Consider the following 13,020-nt stretch of genomic DNA (forward strand, 5'->3'; position numbering starts at 1 on the left):
ATCCGATATTTATCTGCGGTTTTATCGGGTTCGCATCATACATGGTTTGGGTCTGTGCAGTTTATAAAGAAGCCCGATCAAGTGGGGCATAACCCATGTTAGACCAACCAGTTGGTCTTTCCACATTAACAACCGTCCCAACAAAAAGCCCCTTCCGGGGCTTTTTTATGTCAACGATGCAAACAATTCCCGCTGCTGCTGCCGGTTCATCTGCCTTAGCTTGCCCATCATCTCCGTCGTGAAGTCCAGCGCCGACGGGGAGAGCGTGTGAGAAAAGGTCAGATGGGTCACAAAAGCGTGACCGCATTCGTGATTGTTGCAAGTGCAATACAGCGTTTTGAATTCGGCGCTGTCTTCTACCGAATCCTGAATAGTGGCAATCTCATTACAGCGATTGCAGCGAACCCTGACACTCATATCTGCACCTGAGTTATTATCGTATACGTTACATTGTATCTTATACGGGAGGTTCTTGCGTTTCAAAGGACACCTTGCCTATTTCGGGCAACCAATCGTTAATATCAAGCAACTGCTCACGAATGGGCAGCACCTCATTCTTTTCATACACCGCATCAACCTTGGTGATGTCCCCGAAGTTAGAGTTACCACTGGGCAATATACTAGCCATGGCTGCCGGTATCCGGTGCGCGGCGATGATGTCGTCCCTTGAAATGTTTTTGATTTTTTCCAGCTCATCCTTTGTGCTGAAATCGCCCACGGGCAAAATCTGAATATCTTTCTCCCTGCCCCCTGGCAGATGTAAAAACATATTGCGGAAGTTGCCTATGCCTTTGCTGCTCTGAATGGCTTCTTTAATAGCTTCCTGATCATCTTCACCCAGGCCTGCCGAGCTGGAATAGAAGATGTAGCCCATGTGCGCACCATTCAGGTAATACTTACGCCGGAACATGGTGGCATCTTCATTGAGCAGCATGGATTGAATGGCGCCCAGATACCAAGGCGTGCCGTAGATGTTTTGCACTACATCGTAGTTTTTGATGTGCAACACTTCGCCCTTTCGGAATGGCTTTAGCGTACCTTCGCTGTCCAGCCAGCCATATTGATCAGGCTTTTCCAGCCTGCGCATATTGATAGCAGGCAGGTGGATAGTCCGAACTACATCACCGGAATAATCCCTGACCAGCTGGAAGTACCCATTCAGAAACACGTTAAAGTCTGTCGCCACTGCGTGCATTACTCTGCGGCTAACCATGGGCGACGGCACAAACCCGCGCATCACCATATTGGTTTTGAATTCAAGTATCGGACCATGAAAAGCATTAGCCCGTAACAGTCGTGCCAGTCCTGCCAGTGGCGTTGGTGGATGGTAAAAACCTTCATCGGGGTCGAGGTGAGAGCCCATGGCGTCACTGACCGCACCCTTTAAAACACTTTCAGGCTGACCGAAAAAACTAAACGTCATTGATCCTGACGGAGCATTAGACGCATCGCTTCCGGAATCGTTAATCTCATTTTTAATGTTTTTATTGGCATTAAAGGCGCTCGCCTTTTTCCCAGCCTTCCGGCGGTTTTTCCTGCTCATGGTTTCTCCTTAGCCGAAAGCGACCCGACTGCAGTTCTGCCTGCCGGTGTCTAATGGTTCGTGAATCAGTGCGTGCATGGTTGCCCAGGCAACATCGGCATGGCCGGTGCTCATGGTTCGCCCTGCGCTGTAAGTCATGCCGCCACTATTTGTGCTGGTCTGTCGTATGGTCAGGAAGGCATGGGCAAAGTCAGTCCATTCTGCAGGGTATTCCATACGGCCTTCTTCCCAGACCGACTTGGCTTTTTGCACCAGTAGGTTCTTGCTGTTCACCGAGTAGTGAATCGACTGAGCAAGAGGGAAGAAGTTTTTAACCATATCGAACACACCCAAGCCGGGGCCGGTGGTGTCAACGCCGATGTGCTGGAAGTTGAAGCGCTCTGTTAATTGCTTGATCTGTTCTGCTTGCCATGTAAAATTTTTATCTTTCCAGTGGAACTTCTGCAGGGAACGGAATTTCCCCCCGGGCGTTAATGGCGGGGCAACTATGACAAAGCTGGCATCGTCACGGTGACGGCTGGGATCGTAGCCACCCCATACCGGCATATTGCCAAAAGGCCGCTGGGCTTTCGGGTCGAAGTCCTGCCAGTTATCCGGATCAACCGCGCCTTCCTGCAGGGTATTCAGTCGGAACACGCCGAGCGTGTCGTCCACAAAGTCACACATAAACAGCTGCTTGAATCGTTCAGGGCTGTATTCCTGCTGCAACTGCTTTTTATCAATCCGGTCAAAGCCGCCTTCTACTGCATCATCAAGGGTGATGATTTTGCGCCAGAAATTATCAGGGCAAAGCACGCCGCTTTGCAGTTCTTTAAATCCGGGAAACTCTACCCGCTTACGGGTAAATCGTTTGTTGTAAACCTCTCCCGACCAGAGCGGATAGGCTTCATGGTTGACCACCGAAGGTGTAGAAAAAATAGTTCTGGTCAAATGCTTATGTGTCGCCATGGCGGTTGCCACGTTATAGAGCTCATCAAATCCCCGTATCCAGAAAGCTTCATCAATATAAACATGCCCGCTTTCAGACTGGGCAGACATGGAGTTATTGCTGAGAAAGTGCAGGCCGCACTTACCGTTAGCGGTATTCAATAAAATGGGATTGCCAGAGAGCTCAATATCAAAGTCTTCTGCCACCAGTTTCCTGATGTACTTTCTGAACACTTCCGCCTGGCGTCTTGTTGCAGAAAGGAAAATCTGATCTTCCCCTTTCAGCACTGCCCTGATTAATGCTTCTTGTGAAAAGTACCAGGTAAAACCGATCTGTCGTGATTTCAGGCAGAACCGATTGCGGTGATGCTGGTTCTCGTAAAGATCCCGCTGACCTTTGTACCAGCGCTTAAACCATTTCTGCTCAAAGTCTTTTTCCGTCAGAAATGACAAATCGTTTTTAATTTTGTTCTTACGGTTTTTACTGCGCACCACTGCCGGAGCGCCTGCCATTTTCTTTCTGACATTCTGCATCATGTCGGAATCAGACGGCTCTGCTCTTAATTTAGTGTTACTGATTTCCGTTTGGCGATAACGACCGAGGGTATTTAACTGTTTAATTAGCCGGTCCATTTCGTTAAGGTGTTTTTCAGATTTGTCGTCTTTCTCAGCCAACAACGTAATACGGCGCTTGATCGCTTCTTCAACCGATTCATGACGCAGGAACGCTTCCCAGTCTCCTGCTTCCTGCCAGTAATAGAGCGTGCGTTTGGGTACCGATAATTCTAATTCGATTTCGGGAATGGTGTATTTCCGGAGATAGAGCGAACGGGCTGCTACTTTTATTTCTTCCGGATACTGTTTTTTACCCGCACTGGGCTTGCTACTGATAGACGACATACCCGAATAATAAAACCCATTGATCTATTACTCGTTTTATTCGCTTCTAATACCCTCTAAATCCGATTTAATTGAATGGTTGTTCTGACTCGCGCTAATTAAGATTCGATTATCAATCATTGAATTTTTAATTAACCAAAGCGAACCAGGACAATGTAAATGGCAAAGCTGGTAACCGATTGGGTCAAAGTGGCAGAAAGCGGGAAAACCATCGACGGCCGAGTTATTGAAGCGGCCTGGTTGCGTGATGCTGCTGAACAGTATTCAAAAGAAAAATACACCGCAGTCATTACCCTTGAACACTACCCACCAGAATATGCTGGCAACTACGGCACCATTGAAGCGTTGAAAGCGGAAGAAGCCGATGAAGTAGTCAGCCTATACGCGAAACTCTGCCCATCCGACAACCTGCGCTACATGAATAAGCAGGGTCAAAAACTCTTCACCTCCATCAAACTTCACCCTGATTTTCAAGGCACTGGCCGCTGCTATGTGATCCAGATCGGTGTCACTGACACCCCCGCTTCCATTGGCACCCAACAACTTGAATTCAGAGCGCAACCAGGTGAGCAGATCATGCCGGGTGTTGAGCTGTCGGCATTTAACTCTGTACCGGACGAACAAAGTTTACTGGAAAAAATCAAGGCGCTGGTCTTCAGCGCTCCAACTGAAGTGGACTCTGAAGATGAGGATGAGCCTATGAAACCTGAAGAACTGAAAGCCCTGCAAGACTCCATCACCAAAGGCTTTTCCGCACTGGCCGAGCAGCTGAAGCCAGCTGAAGCACCGGCAGCCGAACCGGAAGCGCCTGCAGCTGAAGAAGCGCCAGCGCCGGAAACCGTTTCCGCTGAGCAATTCGCAGCACTGCAAACAGAACTGGCAGACATCAAAACCCAGTTTACCGCCCTGACCGAAAAGCTGTCACAGGAAGTGCCGCCCACGGAAGTGGAAAACACCGGGCCTTCCGGTAACTCAGACAAGCTCGGATTCTAAGGAGAGAGCATGAACAAGGACACACGCAAACAGTTTAACGTCTATCTGGGCGACCTGCGGGAAGTGAACGACATTGAAGATACATCTGTATCGTTCAGTGTGGTACCCACTGCCGTTCAGGGCTTGCAGGATATGATTGTGGAGCAATCCACCTTCCTGCCAAAAATCAACGTCATTGGTGTTGAGCATAAAGAAGGTCAGAACGTAAAAACCGGCATTACCGGCCCTGCGTCTGGCCGCACCAAGACAACCCGCGACATTCGTCGTCAGCCAAAGCGCTCCATGGATCTGGCGGTCTATGGCTACAAAATGGAAAAGGTTGATACCGACCTTGAAATGACTTACGACCAGCTGGACGCATGGGCGCACCTGGGCGACCTGAATAAGCGCATTCGTCAGTACGCTGCAGAACAGATTGCCAACGACCGTGAAATCATCGGTTGGTACGGTGAGTCTGTCGCTGAAAACTCTGATCCATCCGAAAACACCATGCTGGAAGATGTGAACAAAGGCTGGCTGCAGTATATGCGCGACAACAAGCCAGAAAACGTGCTGTCTGAAGTCGTCGAAAGCAGTGGCGAAATTCGCATCGGTGCCGGTGGTGATTTTGAGAATCTGGACGCCGTTGTGGTTGATCTGATGGCAGCCATTCCAAAGTTCCTGCGCAAGGATTTAACGGTACTGGTGGGTGACGATCTGTTGATGCAGCAGAAGTCTCGCATCTACTCCGACAACTCCCTGACTCCATCCGAAAAGGCGCAAGCTATTGCCGCCCTGCGTGAGTTTGGCAGCCTGACCGCTGACAGCCCAAGCAACTTCCCAGAGCGTGGTCTGGTGATCACTTCCCTGAAGAATCTGTCTATCTACCATCAGACAGGCAGCCACCGCCGCAACATCAAGGAAGAGACCGAGTACAACCGCTGGATGGATTACAACTCCCGCAACGAAGCCTATGTGGTGGAAACACCAGAAGCGTTTGTCGCGCTGGAGTTCAAGAACGTCAAGCTGAAAGACGGTGATACCTGGGTGTAATTCGCCGAGATACCTTCGCAGCCGCTTGGGGGTGGTTTACCACCCTCCTTTTTAAAGGGCTTTCTGATACGGATGTCGGAGAGTTCTTTAAAAAGACCAATTAGAGCAAGGGGTGAGACCATGCAGTCAGTCATGAAACAGTACCAGACACGAATGAAAGGGAAGGCGCAACCCGCTATCCCTGACAAACCAAAAACGCCACAAAAGCCGGTTGGCTGCGTTATTCGTGAAAATCAAAATAATGCTCTGATGCACGCTGCCATGGAAGAAGACCTGAAAGGTCTGAAAGACATTCGCAGTGTTGCCCACAAGATTCAGTTGAAGCGTGAGCAACTGGTGCCTAAATACCGCTCGTTTGTTGAAGCCACCATGAACGGCAGCAAGACCAGCCCGATTTTAAGTCAGTTTCTGGTCTGGCTGTTCGACATCGGCGAAATCAGCGAAGCCACCAAGCTGGGTGAATACTGCCTGAAGCACAATATCCCACTACCTGAACGATTCCGCAGGAACCTCTCCATTTATATTGCGGACGAAGTGCTGGCATGGTCAGAGCGCGTTTGGGAGGAAGGACACAGTCCGAACCCGTATTTCAGTAACGAATTTAAGCGAACCGTTGACGACAGAAACGAGCGCCCTGATGAGCTCACGGCGAAGTACTTCCGATTAGCTGGATTGATAGCCCAGTCAGAAGGCCGTTTTGAAGACGCCGTCACCTGTCTGGAAGCCGCGAAGGAGCGAGGCGCAAAAGTAAAAACAGCGTTGAACAAGTGCAAAAGTGCACTGAAAGGACAAACCGAGGGTTGACCAACTCCTCACCCCACCCACCCGGGCGGCTGACGGTGCGAACAGTTACGCAAGTAACCGCCAAGCCTCAGTGGGTTAGCCCGGGAACTAACACGCAGTAGCAACAACAGGAACAGGTCCATGAGCGGATGGTCGGGCAAACAGAACACAGTAGAAAGCAAGCTGATTATCAATCAGCCGTTCTGGCCTGCGCTGGATCTGGCGGAGTTTATCAACCAGTACCGCACACCTTCCGATCTGCCGGTTGAAACGGTGGAAGCTGGCCTGATGCTCTCCATGGCATCGGTCAATAGTCGTTTAAACAGTTACCGCCAGCAGCAACAAGCAGCCGGCATCGATGCGCTGGACAATGTACCGACGGAACAAATCAACAATCAGTCCATTCAGCTGATTCTCTACAAACGCGCCGTATTCTGTCAGGCCAAAGCCTCCATTCTGCGAGACTGGCCCAGCATCGATCGACGCAGCGAAGCAGAGAATCAGGCACGCTCCAGCGAAGAAACCGAAGACCGTTATCTGGAATTCACTGACGAAGCCATCGCCCGTTTTCTGGGTCGTGGGTTTATTAATGCGGAGTCGCTATGAGCACAAAGCTGCAACGCCTCACCGAGTTTTTATTAGAGCACCGGCAGTGCCGCAAAGAAGACATCGACAGCTGGGTTGATCGTTGCACCCTGCGCCCGGAGTCTAGCTTTGAAGGCAAGTATCACCAGCTGCACATTGATCACAATGTCTGCTCTGTTTTAGTGGAACGCTTCTCCGGTAATGCGAACCTACTAAAGGCCATGGTCACCAGCTGGCTGCAGGATAACGACGACGTCAATATCCGCAATCGTTACGAATTGCCAGACCCATCCTTTGATATTGAAATGCTGGATAAATCCGGCAAGCGCTGGGACGTGGATATCACCATCGAATTCTTGGAACCGTTACTGGTGCAGGAAGACCCGCAAGGCGCTATCCACTGGCAAGGCTCTCGCTGGTCGGTGATTGATGCACCGATCATCGACACCGCCACCGAAGAAGACGGCGCGCACCCAGAGGAGAATGCACCATGAGCATCTCTTGCGATCCGAACCAGCGGCAATTTCTTTCCGCCAACCAATCCATGGATCTGATGTTACTCACATCAGGCCGCCGTAAGCGGGTACTGAAAAAGACCGCCACTGAAGTACGTCGCCGCAGTCGTCAGAACCTGGGCAGACAAAAGACCGTGGACGGACAACCCATGGCCGGCAGGAAAACCGGCAAGGGTCGTATGTTCCGCAAGCTGGGTAAAACCATGCAGGCCACGGCAACCACCAAACAAGGCAAGGTGAGCTGGGCGAACGCCATCACCGCCAAAATTGCTTACCGCCATCAACACGGCGTAGCGGAAACCTTCAATAAAGAGAAGATGGACCGCCGCTACGGAGAGCCGGATTACAACGCCCCAGCCACTCGCAAACAGGGCAAGGCGCTGCTGGAGTCCGGTTATCGACTCTATGCCGGCAAGAAGAAAGGCCGCACCAAGACAAAGAAACCCAGCCAACGCTGGATTATCGAGAATATGACCATCGGCCATGCGGGTTACCTGATCCGACAGCTGCGGGATGAAAAAGCAAAACGGAGCTGGACAGTGCGGACCCCCGCCCGTCCGTTCCTCGGGGTGACTGAAAAGGACGGCACCCGAATTCTGGCGGAAAACATAACAGCCGAGTGGGAACGCCAAGCCAATTAACAACGGACGAGGGATCAACCATGAGTTTGGGATCAGTCATCGTAAACAACCAGAACCTGATGCAGGGTTCGCCAACGGAGATCGAGCGCCTATACCTGTTTGTAGGTGTATTGGCTGCCGGACTCGCAGACAGCAATCTGGGCAAAGTGCACGCCATCGCCGCCCAGACCGATCTGGATGCACTGCTGGGTGAAGACGACAGCACCCTGAAAACACAAGTCAATGCTGCCCGTGAGAACGGTGGCCAGAACTGGTTTGCCTACGCTCTGCCACTGGCAGACAGTGCCGATCAACTGGAAGCCGTGGATTCAGCGATTGCGGAAGTGTCCGTGGAAGGCGTGGTGATGTGTGATCCGGTCGATCAAAAGAGCGACTTTGAGACCATGCACGCCAAGGCCGAAAGCATGATCGGCAAGTATCAGCGCCGTGTTCACTTCCTAGCCTGTTACCCTGCCATTGATAGCACACCATCCACAGGCCAAAGCTGGAGCGAATACGCCAGTGCTGCCAATGCCGCTACTGATGGCGTTGCTGCCGATCGCGTCTGTGCTGTAGCCATGCTTTACCCTGAATTCATCGGCGCACTGGCAGGTCGACTGGCTAACAAGTCGGTCACTGTTGCAGATTCCCCAATGCGCACCGCCACCGGTTCACTGATCGGCAGTTATGCGGAGCGCCCAAAAGACAAAGACGGACAGCCACTCACCAAGGCCGTACTGACTCAGCTGCACAATGAAGGCCGCTACTGCGTGCCAACCTGGTACGAAGATTACGACGGCACCTACACCAGTGACGGCTCCATGTTGGCACCGGTCACCAGTGATTACAGTGTGATCGAGAACCTGCGCCTTGCTGATAAAGCGGCTCGCAGAATCTACTTCCTGTTGGTTGCCAAGGTGGCAGACCGCAAGCTCAACAGCACACCCAAGAGCGAAGCCCAGCACATCACCTACTTTGGCAAGCCACTGCGGGAAATGAGCCACAGCACCACCGTGGGCGGTATCACGTTCCCGGGCGAAATCAAAACACCACAGGCGGGCGACATCGTCATTAGCTGGCCAACGCGCACCAAAGTGCAGGTGTATTTCAAGCTGCGCCCCTACGAAATCGCCAAGGAACTGGAGGGCAACATTCTGTTGGATCTCTCCACCCCGGCTGACCAGGCATAAGGACGAGGGATAACGAATGAGAATCTCAGGAAAGAGTTTTGACGTCACCATCGGCAGCAGCCTGGTGCATGTGGATGCCATGAGCGCATCCATCGAAGACAACCGCAGCACCGTTAAAGACGGTGGTGTGCCTAACGGTTATGTGGATGGCGATGTGGGCTGTTCCGGTGAGCTGGAGCTGGACTGGGACAACTTCCAACTGATGCTGGAAGAAGCCCGTCGTGCCGGATCATGGCGCGGCATGGACACCTTTGACATCGTCGTCTACGCCAACACCGGCAAGACCGAAGCCAAGGTGGAACTGTTCGACTGCCTGTTGAAGATCTCGGACTTGCTGGACATCGATCCCAACGGTGGCGAGAAGAGCAAGGTCAAGCTGCCCTTTGATGTGACCGGGCGGGACTTCGTACACATCGGCGGGCTTCCCTACCTGAGACCGGAAGAAATCGAAGACCTGAACTAAGGCCGTAAGGAGTAAACCGTCATGGATGATCTGGACAGAGCACAGCAAGTTGAAGAACTGGAACGGGCTGCTGCGCTGTCCTGTCGCCAGAGCGGGTTTGATCTTCCCAGCAACAGCGAGTGCGAAGAGTGCGGGGAAGAGGTACCGGAACAACGTCGCCAGCTGGGTGGCGTCCGGTACTGCATTGAGTGCCAGCGGTATTTTGAATTATTGCGGGAACCGAGGAACCGGAAATGAAGATAGGAAATCTATTCACCCTTTATGTTCAGGCAGTGCTGAATCAATTCTTTCTGCCCTGCTCTCCTGCGGTAGTGCAATTACTGGTGATGATTGCTGCCCATGAGTCCGGCGGTTTTCGTTACGTCAAACAAATGGGTGAAGGACCGGCAAAAGGTCTGCTGCAAATGGAGCCCATTGGTCTGCAAGAAGTGAAACGGTATCACCAGCTACGGGCTGAGCGGTTTGCATCGTTACCGGATCTGGAAGTGATCACGCTGGATCATCTGATATTTGATACCGCCATCGCCCTGATCTGCGCCCGAGTGTTCTTCATGGCAAAGCCGGAACCATTACCGGCAGAGGGTGATATTGAAGGGCTGGCCAAATACGCCAAGAAGTACTGGAACACCGAATCCGGCAAAGCCTCCTGGGAAGATTACGCAGAAGCGTATCGGAGGTATTGCTGATGGGTGTTATCTCCAGCTTTTTCAGTAAGTCCGCTGCGGAGCCTGTAGAAGCCGTTGGCAATGTTTTGGACAACCTGTTCACCAGTGACGAAGAGCGGCTGGATAAACAGGCCGTCATTGAACGCCTGAGACAACAGCCACAAATGGCACAGACCGAGATCAACAAAGTGGAAGCCAGTCATCGTTCCGTGTTTGTGGCGGGATGGCGTCCTTTTATCGGCTGGGTATGCGGTATTGGGCTGGCGTTTATCTTTGTGATCAACCCCATTCTGCAATGGTGGTCGGGCAAGCCCGGTCCAGCCATGGCAACGGACATATTAATGGAACTGGTGCTGGCACTGCTTGGCCTTGGCGCATTGCGCACCGTGGAAAAGAAACTGGGTATCAGTAAATAGGAGTAAGCCATGGATCTGGCTCTGTTAGACACATTAATCCGTATCGCTGTGCCGTTTCTTGTGGGCTGGAACGTGTTTCTGTTCAACCAGAGCCAACGCAACAAGGACGCCTTGCATACTTTCCAGCTTCACGTTGCTGAAAGCTATACCAGTAAAGCGGATCTCCAGAAGATGCTGACCAGTCTGGAAGAGCGTCTGGAAAAACAACTGAGCAATTTTTTCAAAACCATTCACAGGGGTGAATAACATGAGCGAAACCAAGAAAGCCGGCAAAACCGTTGAAGTGATGATGGGTGAAACCACCCTCACCTTCCAGATCGGGCTCACTGAGTACAACGACCTGATCAACAAAATGCAACCAAAGAACAAAGTTCAGCCTGCCCACAACTTCATGGTGCGCTGCTCCGCCAACGATGAGACCCGCGCCATCGTCAAGCAGTGCTACGAAGATGCGCTGACCATGGATCTGTTCGGCGAGGTGCTGGAAGGCTACAAGCCGAACGTGGAATTCGCGGTAAAGAAATAGAGGAACGGGCAAGGGCCATTAAAGACAACGGGATTGAGCAGCTGTTCTGCTACGCGCAGAAATGGCTGCCACACCACGAACCCGACGACGACACACTGGCCAGAGCTTTGTTCCTCGAACTGGACGACAGAGAGAACCTGGTGCACGCCGTCACCAGTGGCACCGTAAGAGCATGGAAGGGCAAGTGAGGAAAGAGTATGGCAAGAGGACTGGATAAACTGATGTTCACCATTGGCCTGATCGACAAGATCAGTGGTCCGGTGAGCAAAATTCAAAACTCCCTCGGCGGTATGGCCAACAAAGCCCGATCTGCCTTTGCGGCGATTGCCATTGGTGCGGCAGGCATTGCCGGTGCAGGCATGGCATTACAGGCCGGCCTGCAACCCGCCATTGAAATGAACCGAGCCATGGGAGAAGTAGAAAGTCTCGGGGTTCAGGGTGACGCCCTGGACATACTAAAAGCCAAGGCGCTTGATTTCTCCACCCAATACGGCAGCAGCGCCACGGAGTTTGTCTCCGCTTCTTACGATATTCAATCCGCCATTGCCGGGTTAAACGGCACCGAACTGGCATCGTTTACCGAAGCCTCTGGCGTACTGGCAAAAGCCACCAAAGCCGACACCGGCACCATCACCAGCTACATGGGCACCATGTACGGCATCTTTAAAAATCAGGCTGCCGCCATGGGGAATGATAACTGGGTAAAAGTGGTGGCAGGCCAAACGGCCAGCGCCGTGCAAATGTTCAAAACCACCGGAGCCGAGATGAGCAGTGCCTTCACCAGCATCGGCGCAGCGGCAACATCGGTGGGCGCATCCATGAATGAGCAGATGGCCATTCTCGGCACACTGCAAGCCACCATGAGCGGCAGCGAAGCCGGCACCAAATACAAAGCCTTTATTGCTGGTATCGATAAAGCCCAACAATCACTGGGAATGTCGTTCACCGACGCCAGCGGCAACATCCTGCCGATGATGGACATTCTCGACAAACTGAAAAACCAATACGGCGACACCCTCTCCGTCGCCGAATCCGCAGAACTGGCCAAAGCCTTCGGAACACAAGAAGCCGTGGGCATGATTCAGCTATTAATGGCCGACACCGACGGGCTGGCCAACAGCATCGAAAAGCTGGGCGATGTCAAAGGTCTGGATAAAGCCTCAGAAATGGCAGGGAAAATGGTGGACCCATGGCAACGCATGGGCGCCGGTATTGAAGCGGTAAAAATAGGCATAGGCTCTGCCCTGCTGCCGGTGCTGGAACCACTGGTGACTATGTTGGCAAACGGTGCAACCCAGCTCACCAAATGGACGCAGGAATACCCCGAAGTCACTAAATGGGTTGGCATGGCTGCAGTCAGCGTGCTGGCCATTGGTGCGGCATTGGCTGCCCTGAATATTGTAATGGGGCTGGCGTCGCTCATTGCTACCGGCTGGGGTATCGCCATGATGATTGCTACCTCGCCAATCACTCTGATCGTGCTGGGCATTGGCTTGCTGATTGCCGGTGTGGTGATGCTGATCAAATACTGGGATGAACTCAAAGCCGCTTTTCTGGATACCGCTTTCGGTAAACATCTAATGACCGTGATCGACGCCGTCAGAAACGCCATTGGCGGCATGATGGAAATGGCCGGCGGTGTATTAAGTTTCTTCGGCATGGGCGGCGATGAAACCGCCAGTGCGCCCAAAGTGAACAGCCTGCAAAGCAGCCGACAAGGTTCGGTGCCATCCGGTGGCGTGGGTAAATCCATCACCAATGCTATTAGCAACAACAAAGCCAACACCGTGCAGATCGGTTCCATTCAAACCAATCAACCTGCCGCCAGTATCGAGCAGGAACTGATGATGGCGGGAGCATGA

18 protein-coding genes are annotated in these 13,020 nt (G+C 52.3%); 15 read left to right on the top strand and 3 right to left on the bottom strand.

The window, feature by feature from the left end; all coding sequences use genetic code 11:
- Positions 1-165: 165 nt before the first annotated feature.
- The 3 genes from AKL11_RS22920 to AKL11_RS22930 are packed head-to-tail and all read right to left on the bottom strand — an operon-like array spanning position 166 to position 3,370.
- A complete protein-coding gene (locus AKL11_RS22920) occupies positions 166-417 on the bottom strand; it encodes an ogr/Delta-like zinc finger family protein (protein ID WP_067522403.1) in 252 nt (83 codons plus the stop codon).
- Between the two features lie 40 nt (positions 418-457).
- Entirely contained in the window at positions 458-1,543 is a 1,086-nt protein-coding gene (locus AKL11_RS22925) for a phage portal protein (RefSeq protein WP_216636838.1), read from the bottom strand.
- Positions 1,544-1,552: 9 nt separating this feature from the next.
- A complete protein-coding gene (locus AKL11_RS22930; protein WP_067522405.1) occupies positions 1,553-3,370 on the bottom strand; it encodes a terminase large subunit domain-containing protein in 1,818 nt (605 codons plus the stop codon).
- A gap of 159 nt (positions 3,371-3,529) precedes the next feature.
- Here AKL11_RS22930 and AKL11_RS22935 point away from each other — a divergent pair, with 159 nt between their 5' ends.
- The 15 genes from AKL11_RS22935 to AKL11_RS23000 all read left to right on the top strand — a co-directional run bounded on the left by AKL11_RS22935 (position 3,530) and on the right by AKL11_RS23000 (position 13,020).
- Positions 3,530-4,363, top strand: coding sequence for a GPO family capsid scaffolding protein (locus AKL11_RS22935; protein ID WP_067522408.1), 834 nt, complete (start codon positions 3,530-3,532; stop codon positions 4,361-4,363).
- Between the two features lie 9 nt (positions 4,364-4,372).
- Positions 4,373-5,395: a phage major capsid protein, P2 family gene (locus tag AKL11_RS22940; protein ID WP_067522410.1), complete on the top strand. Its 1,023-nt coding sequence runs from the start codon at positions 4,373-4,375 to the stop codon at positions 5,393-5,395.
- A gap of 132 nt (positions 5,396-5,527) precedes the next feature.
- Positions 5,528-6,199 (top strand): phage terminase small subunit, encoded by a 672-nt coding sequence (gpM, locus tag AKL11_RS22945; protein WP_157673734.1) that lies wholly within the window; start codon positions 5,528-5,530, stop codon positions 6,197-6,199.
- A 120-nt stretch (positions 6,200-6,319) separates the two neighbouring features.
- A complete protein-coding gene (locus AKL11_RS22950; RefSeq protein ID WP_067522414.1) occupies positions 6,320-6,784 on the top strand; it encodes a head completion/stabilization protein in 465 nt (154 codons plus the stop codon).
- Positions 6,781-7,257: a phage tail protein gene (locus AKL11_RS22955; protein WP_067522416.1), complete on the top strand. Its 477-nt coding sequence runs from the start codon at positions 6,781-6,783 to the stop codon at positions 7,255-7,257. The genes AKL11_RS22950 and AKL11_RS22955 overlap by 4 nt, the downstream gene beginning before the upstream one ends.
- Positions 7,254-7,919, top strand: coding sequence for a hypothetical protein (locus AKL11_RS22960; protein ID WP_067522418.1), 666 nt, complete (start codon positions 7,254-7,256; stop codon positions 7,917-7,919). The genes AKL11_RS22955 and AKL11_RS22960 overlap by 4 nt, the downstream gene beginning before the upstream one ends.
- 20 nt (positions 7,920-7,939) lie before the next feature.
- A complete protein-coding gene (locus AKL11_RS22965) occupies positions 7,940-9,088 on the top strand; it encodes a DUF2586 domain-containing protein (protein ID WP_067522421.1) in 1,149 nt (382 codons plus the stop codon).
- 16 nt (positions 9,089-9,104) lie between these two features.
- Positions 9,105-9,551: a phage protein gene (locus AKL11_RS22970; protein WP_067522423.1), complete on the top strand. Its 447-nt coding sequence runs from the start codon at positions 9,105-9,107 to the stop codon at positions 9,549-9,551.
- Between the two features lie 21 nt (positions 9,552-9,572).
- Positions 9,573-9,788, top strand: coding sequence for a TraR/DksA C4-type zinc finger protein (locus AKL11_RS22975; RefSeq protein WP_067522426.1), 216 nt, complete (start codon positions 9,573-9,575; stop codon positions 9,786-9,788).
- Positions 9,785-10,237, top strand: a complete 453-nt coding sequence (locus tag AKL11_RS22980; protein WP_067522428.1) for a hypothetical protein — start codon at positions 9,785-9,787, stop codon at positions 10,235-10,237. Before AKL11_RS22975 ends, AKL11_RS22980 begins: the two co-directional genes overlap by 4 nt.
- Positions 10,237-10,632 carry a 3TM-type holin gene (locus AKL11_RS22985; RefSeq protein WP_067522429.1) on the top strand — a complete coding sequence of 132 codons (396 nt, stop codon included), beginning with the start codon at positions 10,237-10,239 and terminating at the stop codon, positions 10,630-10,632. Before AKL11_RS22980 ends, AKL11_RS22985 begins: the two co-directional genes overlap by 1 nt.
- Positions 10,633-10,641: 9 nt before the next feature.
- On the top strand, positions 10,642-10,878 hold the full coding sequence (locus tag AKL11_RS22990; RefSeq protein WP_067522431.1) for a hypothetical protein: 237 nt from the start codon (positions 10,642-10,644) through the stop codon (positions 10,876-10,878).
- A gap of 1 nt (position 10,879) precedes the next feature.
- On the top strand, positions 10,880-11,158 hold the full coding sequence (locus AKL11_RS22995) for a putative phage tail assembly chaperone (RefSeq protein ID WP_067522432.1): 279 nt from the start codon (positions 10,880-10,882) through the stop codon (positions 11,156-11,158).
- Positions 11,071-11,346 (top strand): DUF6890 family protein, encoded by a 276-nt coding sequence (locus tag AKL11_RS26830; protein WP_425387580.1) that lies wholly within the window; start codon positions 11,071-11,073, stop codon positions 11,344-11,346. Before AKL11_RS22995 ends, AKL11_RS26830 begins: the two co-directional genes overlap by 88 nt.
- Positions 11,347-11,355: 9 nt before the next feature.
- Positions 11,356-13,020 carry a phage tail tape measure protein gene (locus tag AKL11_RS23000; protein ID WP_067522434.1) on the top strand — a complete coding sequence of 555 codons (1,665 nt, stop codon included), beginning with the start codon at positions 11,356-11,358 and terminating at the stop codon, positions 13,018-13,020.

Source organism: Endozoicomonas ascidiicola, from assembly GCF_001646945.1.
Taxonomy (GTDB): Bacteria; Pseudomonadota; Gammaproteobacteria; order Pseudomonadales; family Endozoicomonadaceae; genus Endozoicomonas; species Endozoicomonas ascidiicola.

Excerpts from the sequence above, each read along its gene's own strand:
- AKL11_RS22925 (WP_216636838.1), bottom strand. The coding sequence starts at position 1,543 with ATGAGCAGGAAAAACCGCCGGAAGGCTGGGAAAAAGGCGAGCGCCTTT.
- AKL11_RS22965 (WP_067522421.1), top strand. The coding sequence starts at position 7,940 with ATGAGTTTGGGATCAGTCATCGTAAACAACCAGAACCTGATGCAGGGT.
- gpM (WP_157673734.1), top strand. The coding sequence starts at position 5,528 with ATGAAACAGTACCAGACACGAATGAAAGGGAAGGCGCAACCCGCTATC.
- AKL11_RS22935 (WP_067522408.1), top strand. The coding sequence starts at position 3,530 with ATGGCAAAGCTGGTAACCGATTGGGTCAAAGTGGCAGAAAGCGGGAAA.
- AKL11_RS22950 (WP_067522414.1), top strand. The coding sequence starts at position 6,320 with ATGAGCGGATGGTCGGGCAAACAGAACACAGTAGAAAGCAAGCTGATT.
- AKL11_RS22970 (WP_067522423.1), top strand. The coding sequence starts at position 9,105 with ATGAGAATCTCAGGAAAGAGTTTTGACGTCACCATCGGCAGCAGCCTG.
- AKL11_RS22920 (WP_067522403.1), bottom strand. The coding sequence starts at position 417 with ATGAGTGTCAGGGTTCGCTGCAATCGCTGTAATGAGATTGCCACTATT.
- AKL11_RS22975 (WP_067522426.1), top strand. The coding sequence starts at position 9,573 with ATGGATGATCTGGACAGAGCACAGCAAGTTGAAGAACTGGAACGGGCT.
- AKL11_RS23000 (WP_067522434.1), top strand. The coding sequence starts at position 11,356 with ATGGCAAGAGGACTGGATAAACTGATGTTCACCATTGGCCTGATCGAC.
- AKL11_RS22990 (WP_067522431.1), top strand. The coding sequence starts at position 10,642 with ATGGATCTGGCTCTGTTAGACACATTAATCCGTATCGCTGTGCCGTTT.
- AKL11_RS22940 (WP_067522410.1), top strand. The coding sequence starts at position 4,373 with ATGAACAAGGACACACGCAAACAGTTTAACGTCTATCTGGGCGACCTG.
- AKL11_RS22960 (WP_067522418.1), top strand. The coding sequence starts at position 7,254 with ATGAGCATCTCTTGCGATCCGAACCAGCGGCAATTTCTTTCCGCCAAC.
- AKL11_RS22995 (WP_067522432.1), top strand. The coding sequence starts at position 10,880 with ATGAGCGAAACCAAGAAAGCCGGCAAAACCGTTGAAGTGATGATGGGT.
- AKL11_RS22980 (WP_067522428.1), top strand. The coding sequence starts at position 9,785 with ATGAAGATAGGAAATCTATTCACCCTTTATGTTCAGGCAGTGCTGAAT.
- AKL11_RS22930 (WP_067522405.1), bottom strand. The coding sequence starts at position 3,370 with ATGTCGTCTATCAGTAGCAAGCCCAGTGCGGGTAAAAAACAGTATCCG.
- AKL11_RS22985 (WP_067522429.1), top strand. The coding sequence starts at position 10,237 with ATGGGTGTTATCTCCAGCTTTTTCAGTAAGTCCGCTGCGGAGCCTGTA.
- AKL11_RS22955 (WP_067522416.1), top strand. The coding sequence starts at position 6,781 with ATGAGCACAAAGCTGCAACGCCTCACCGAGTTTTTATTAGAGCACCGG.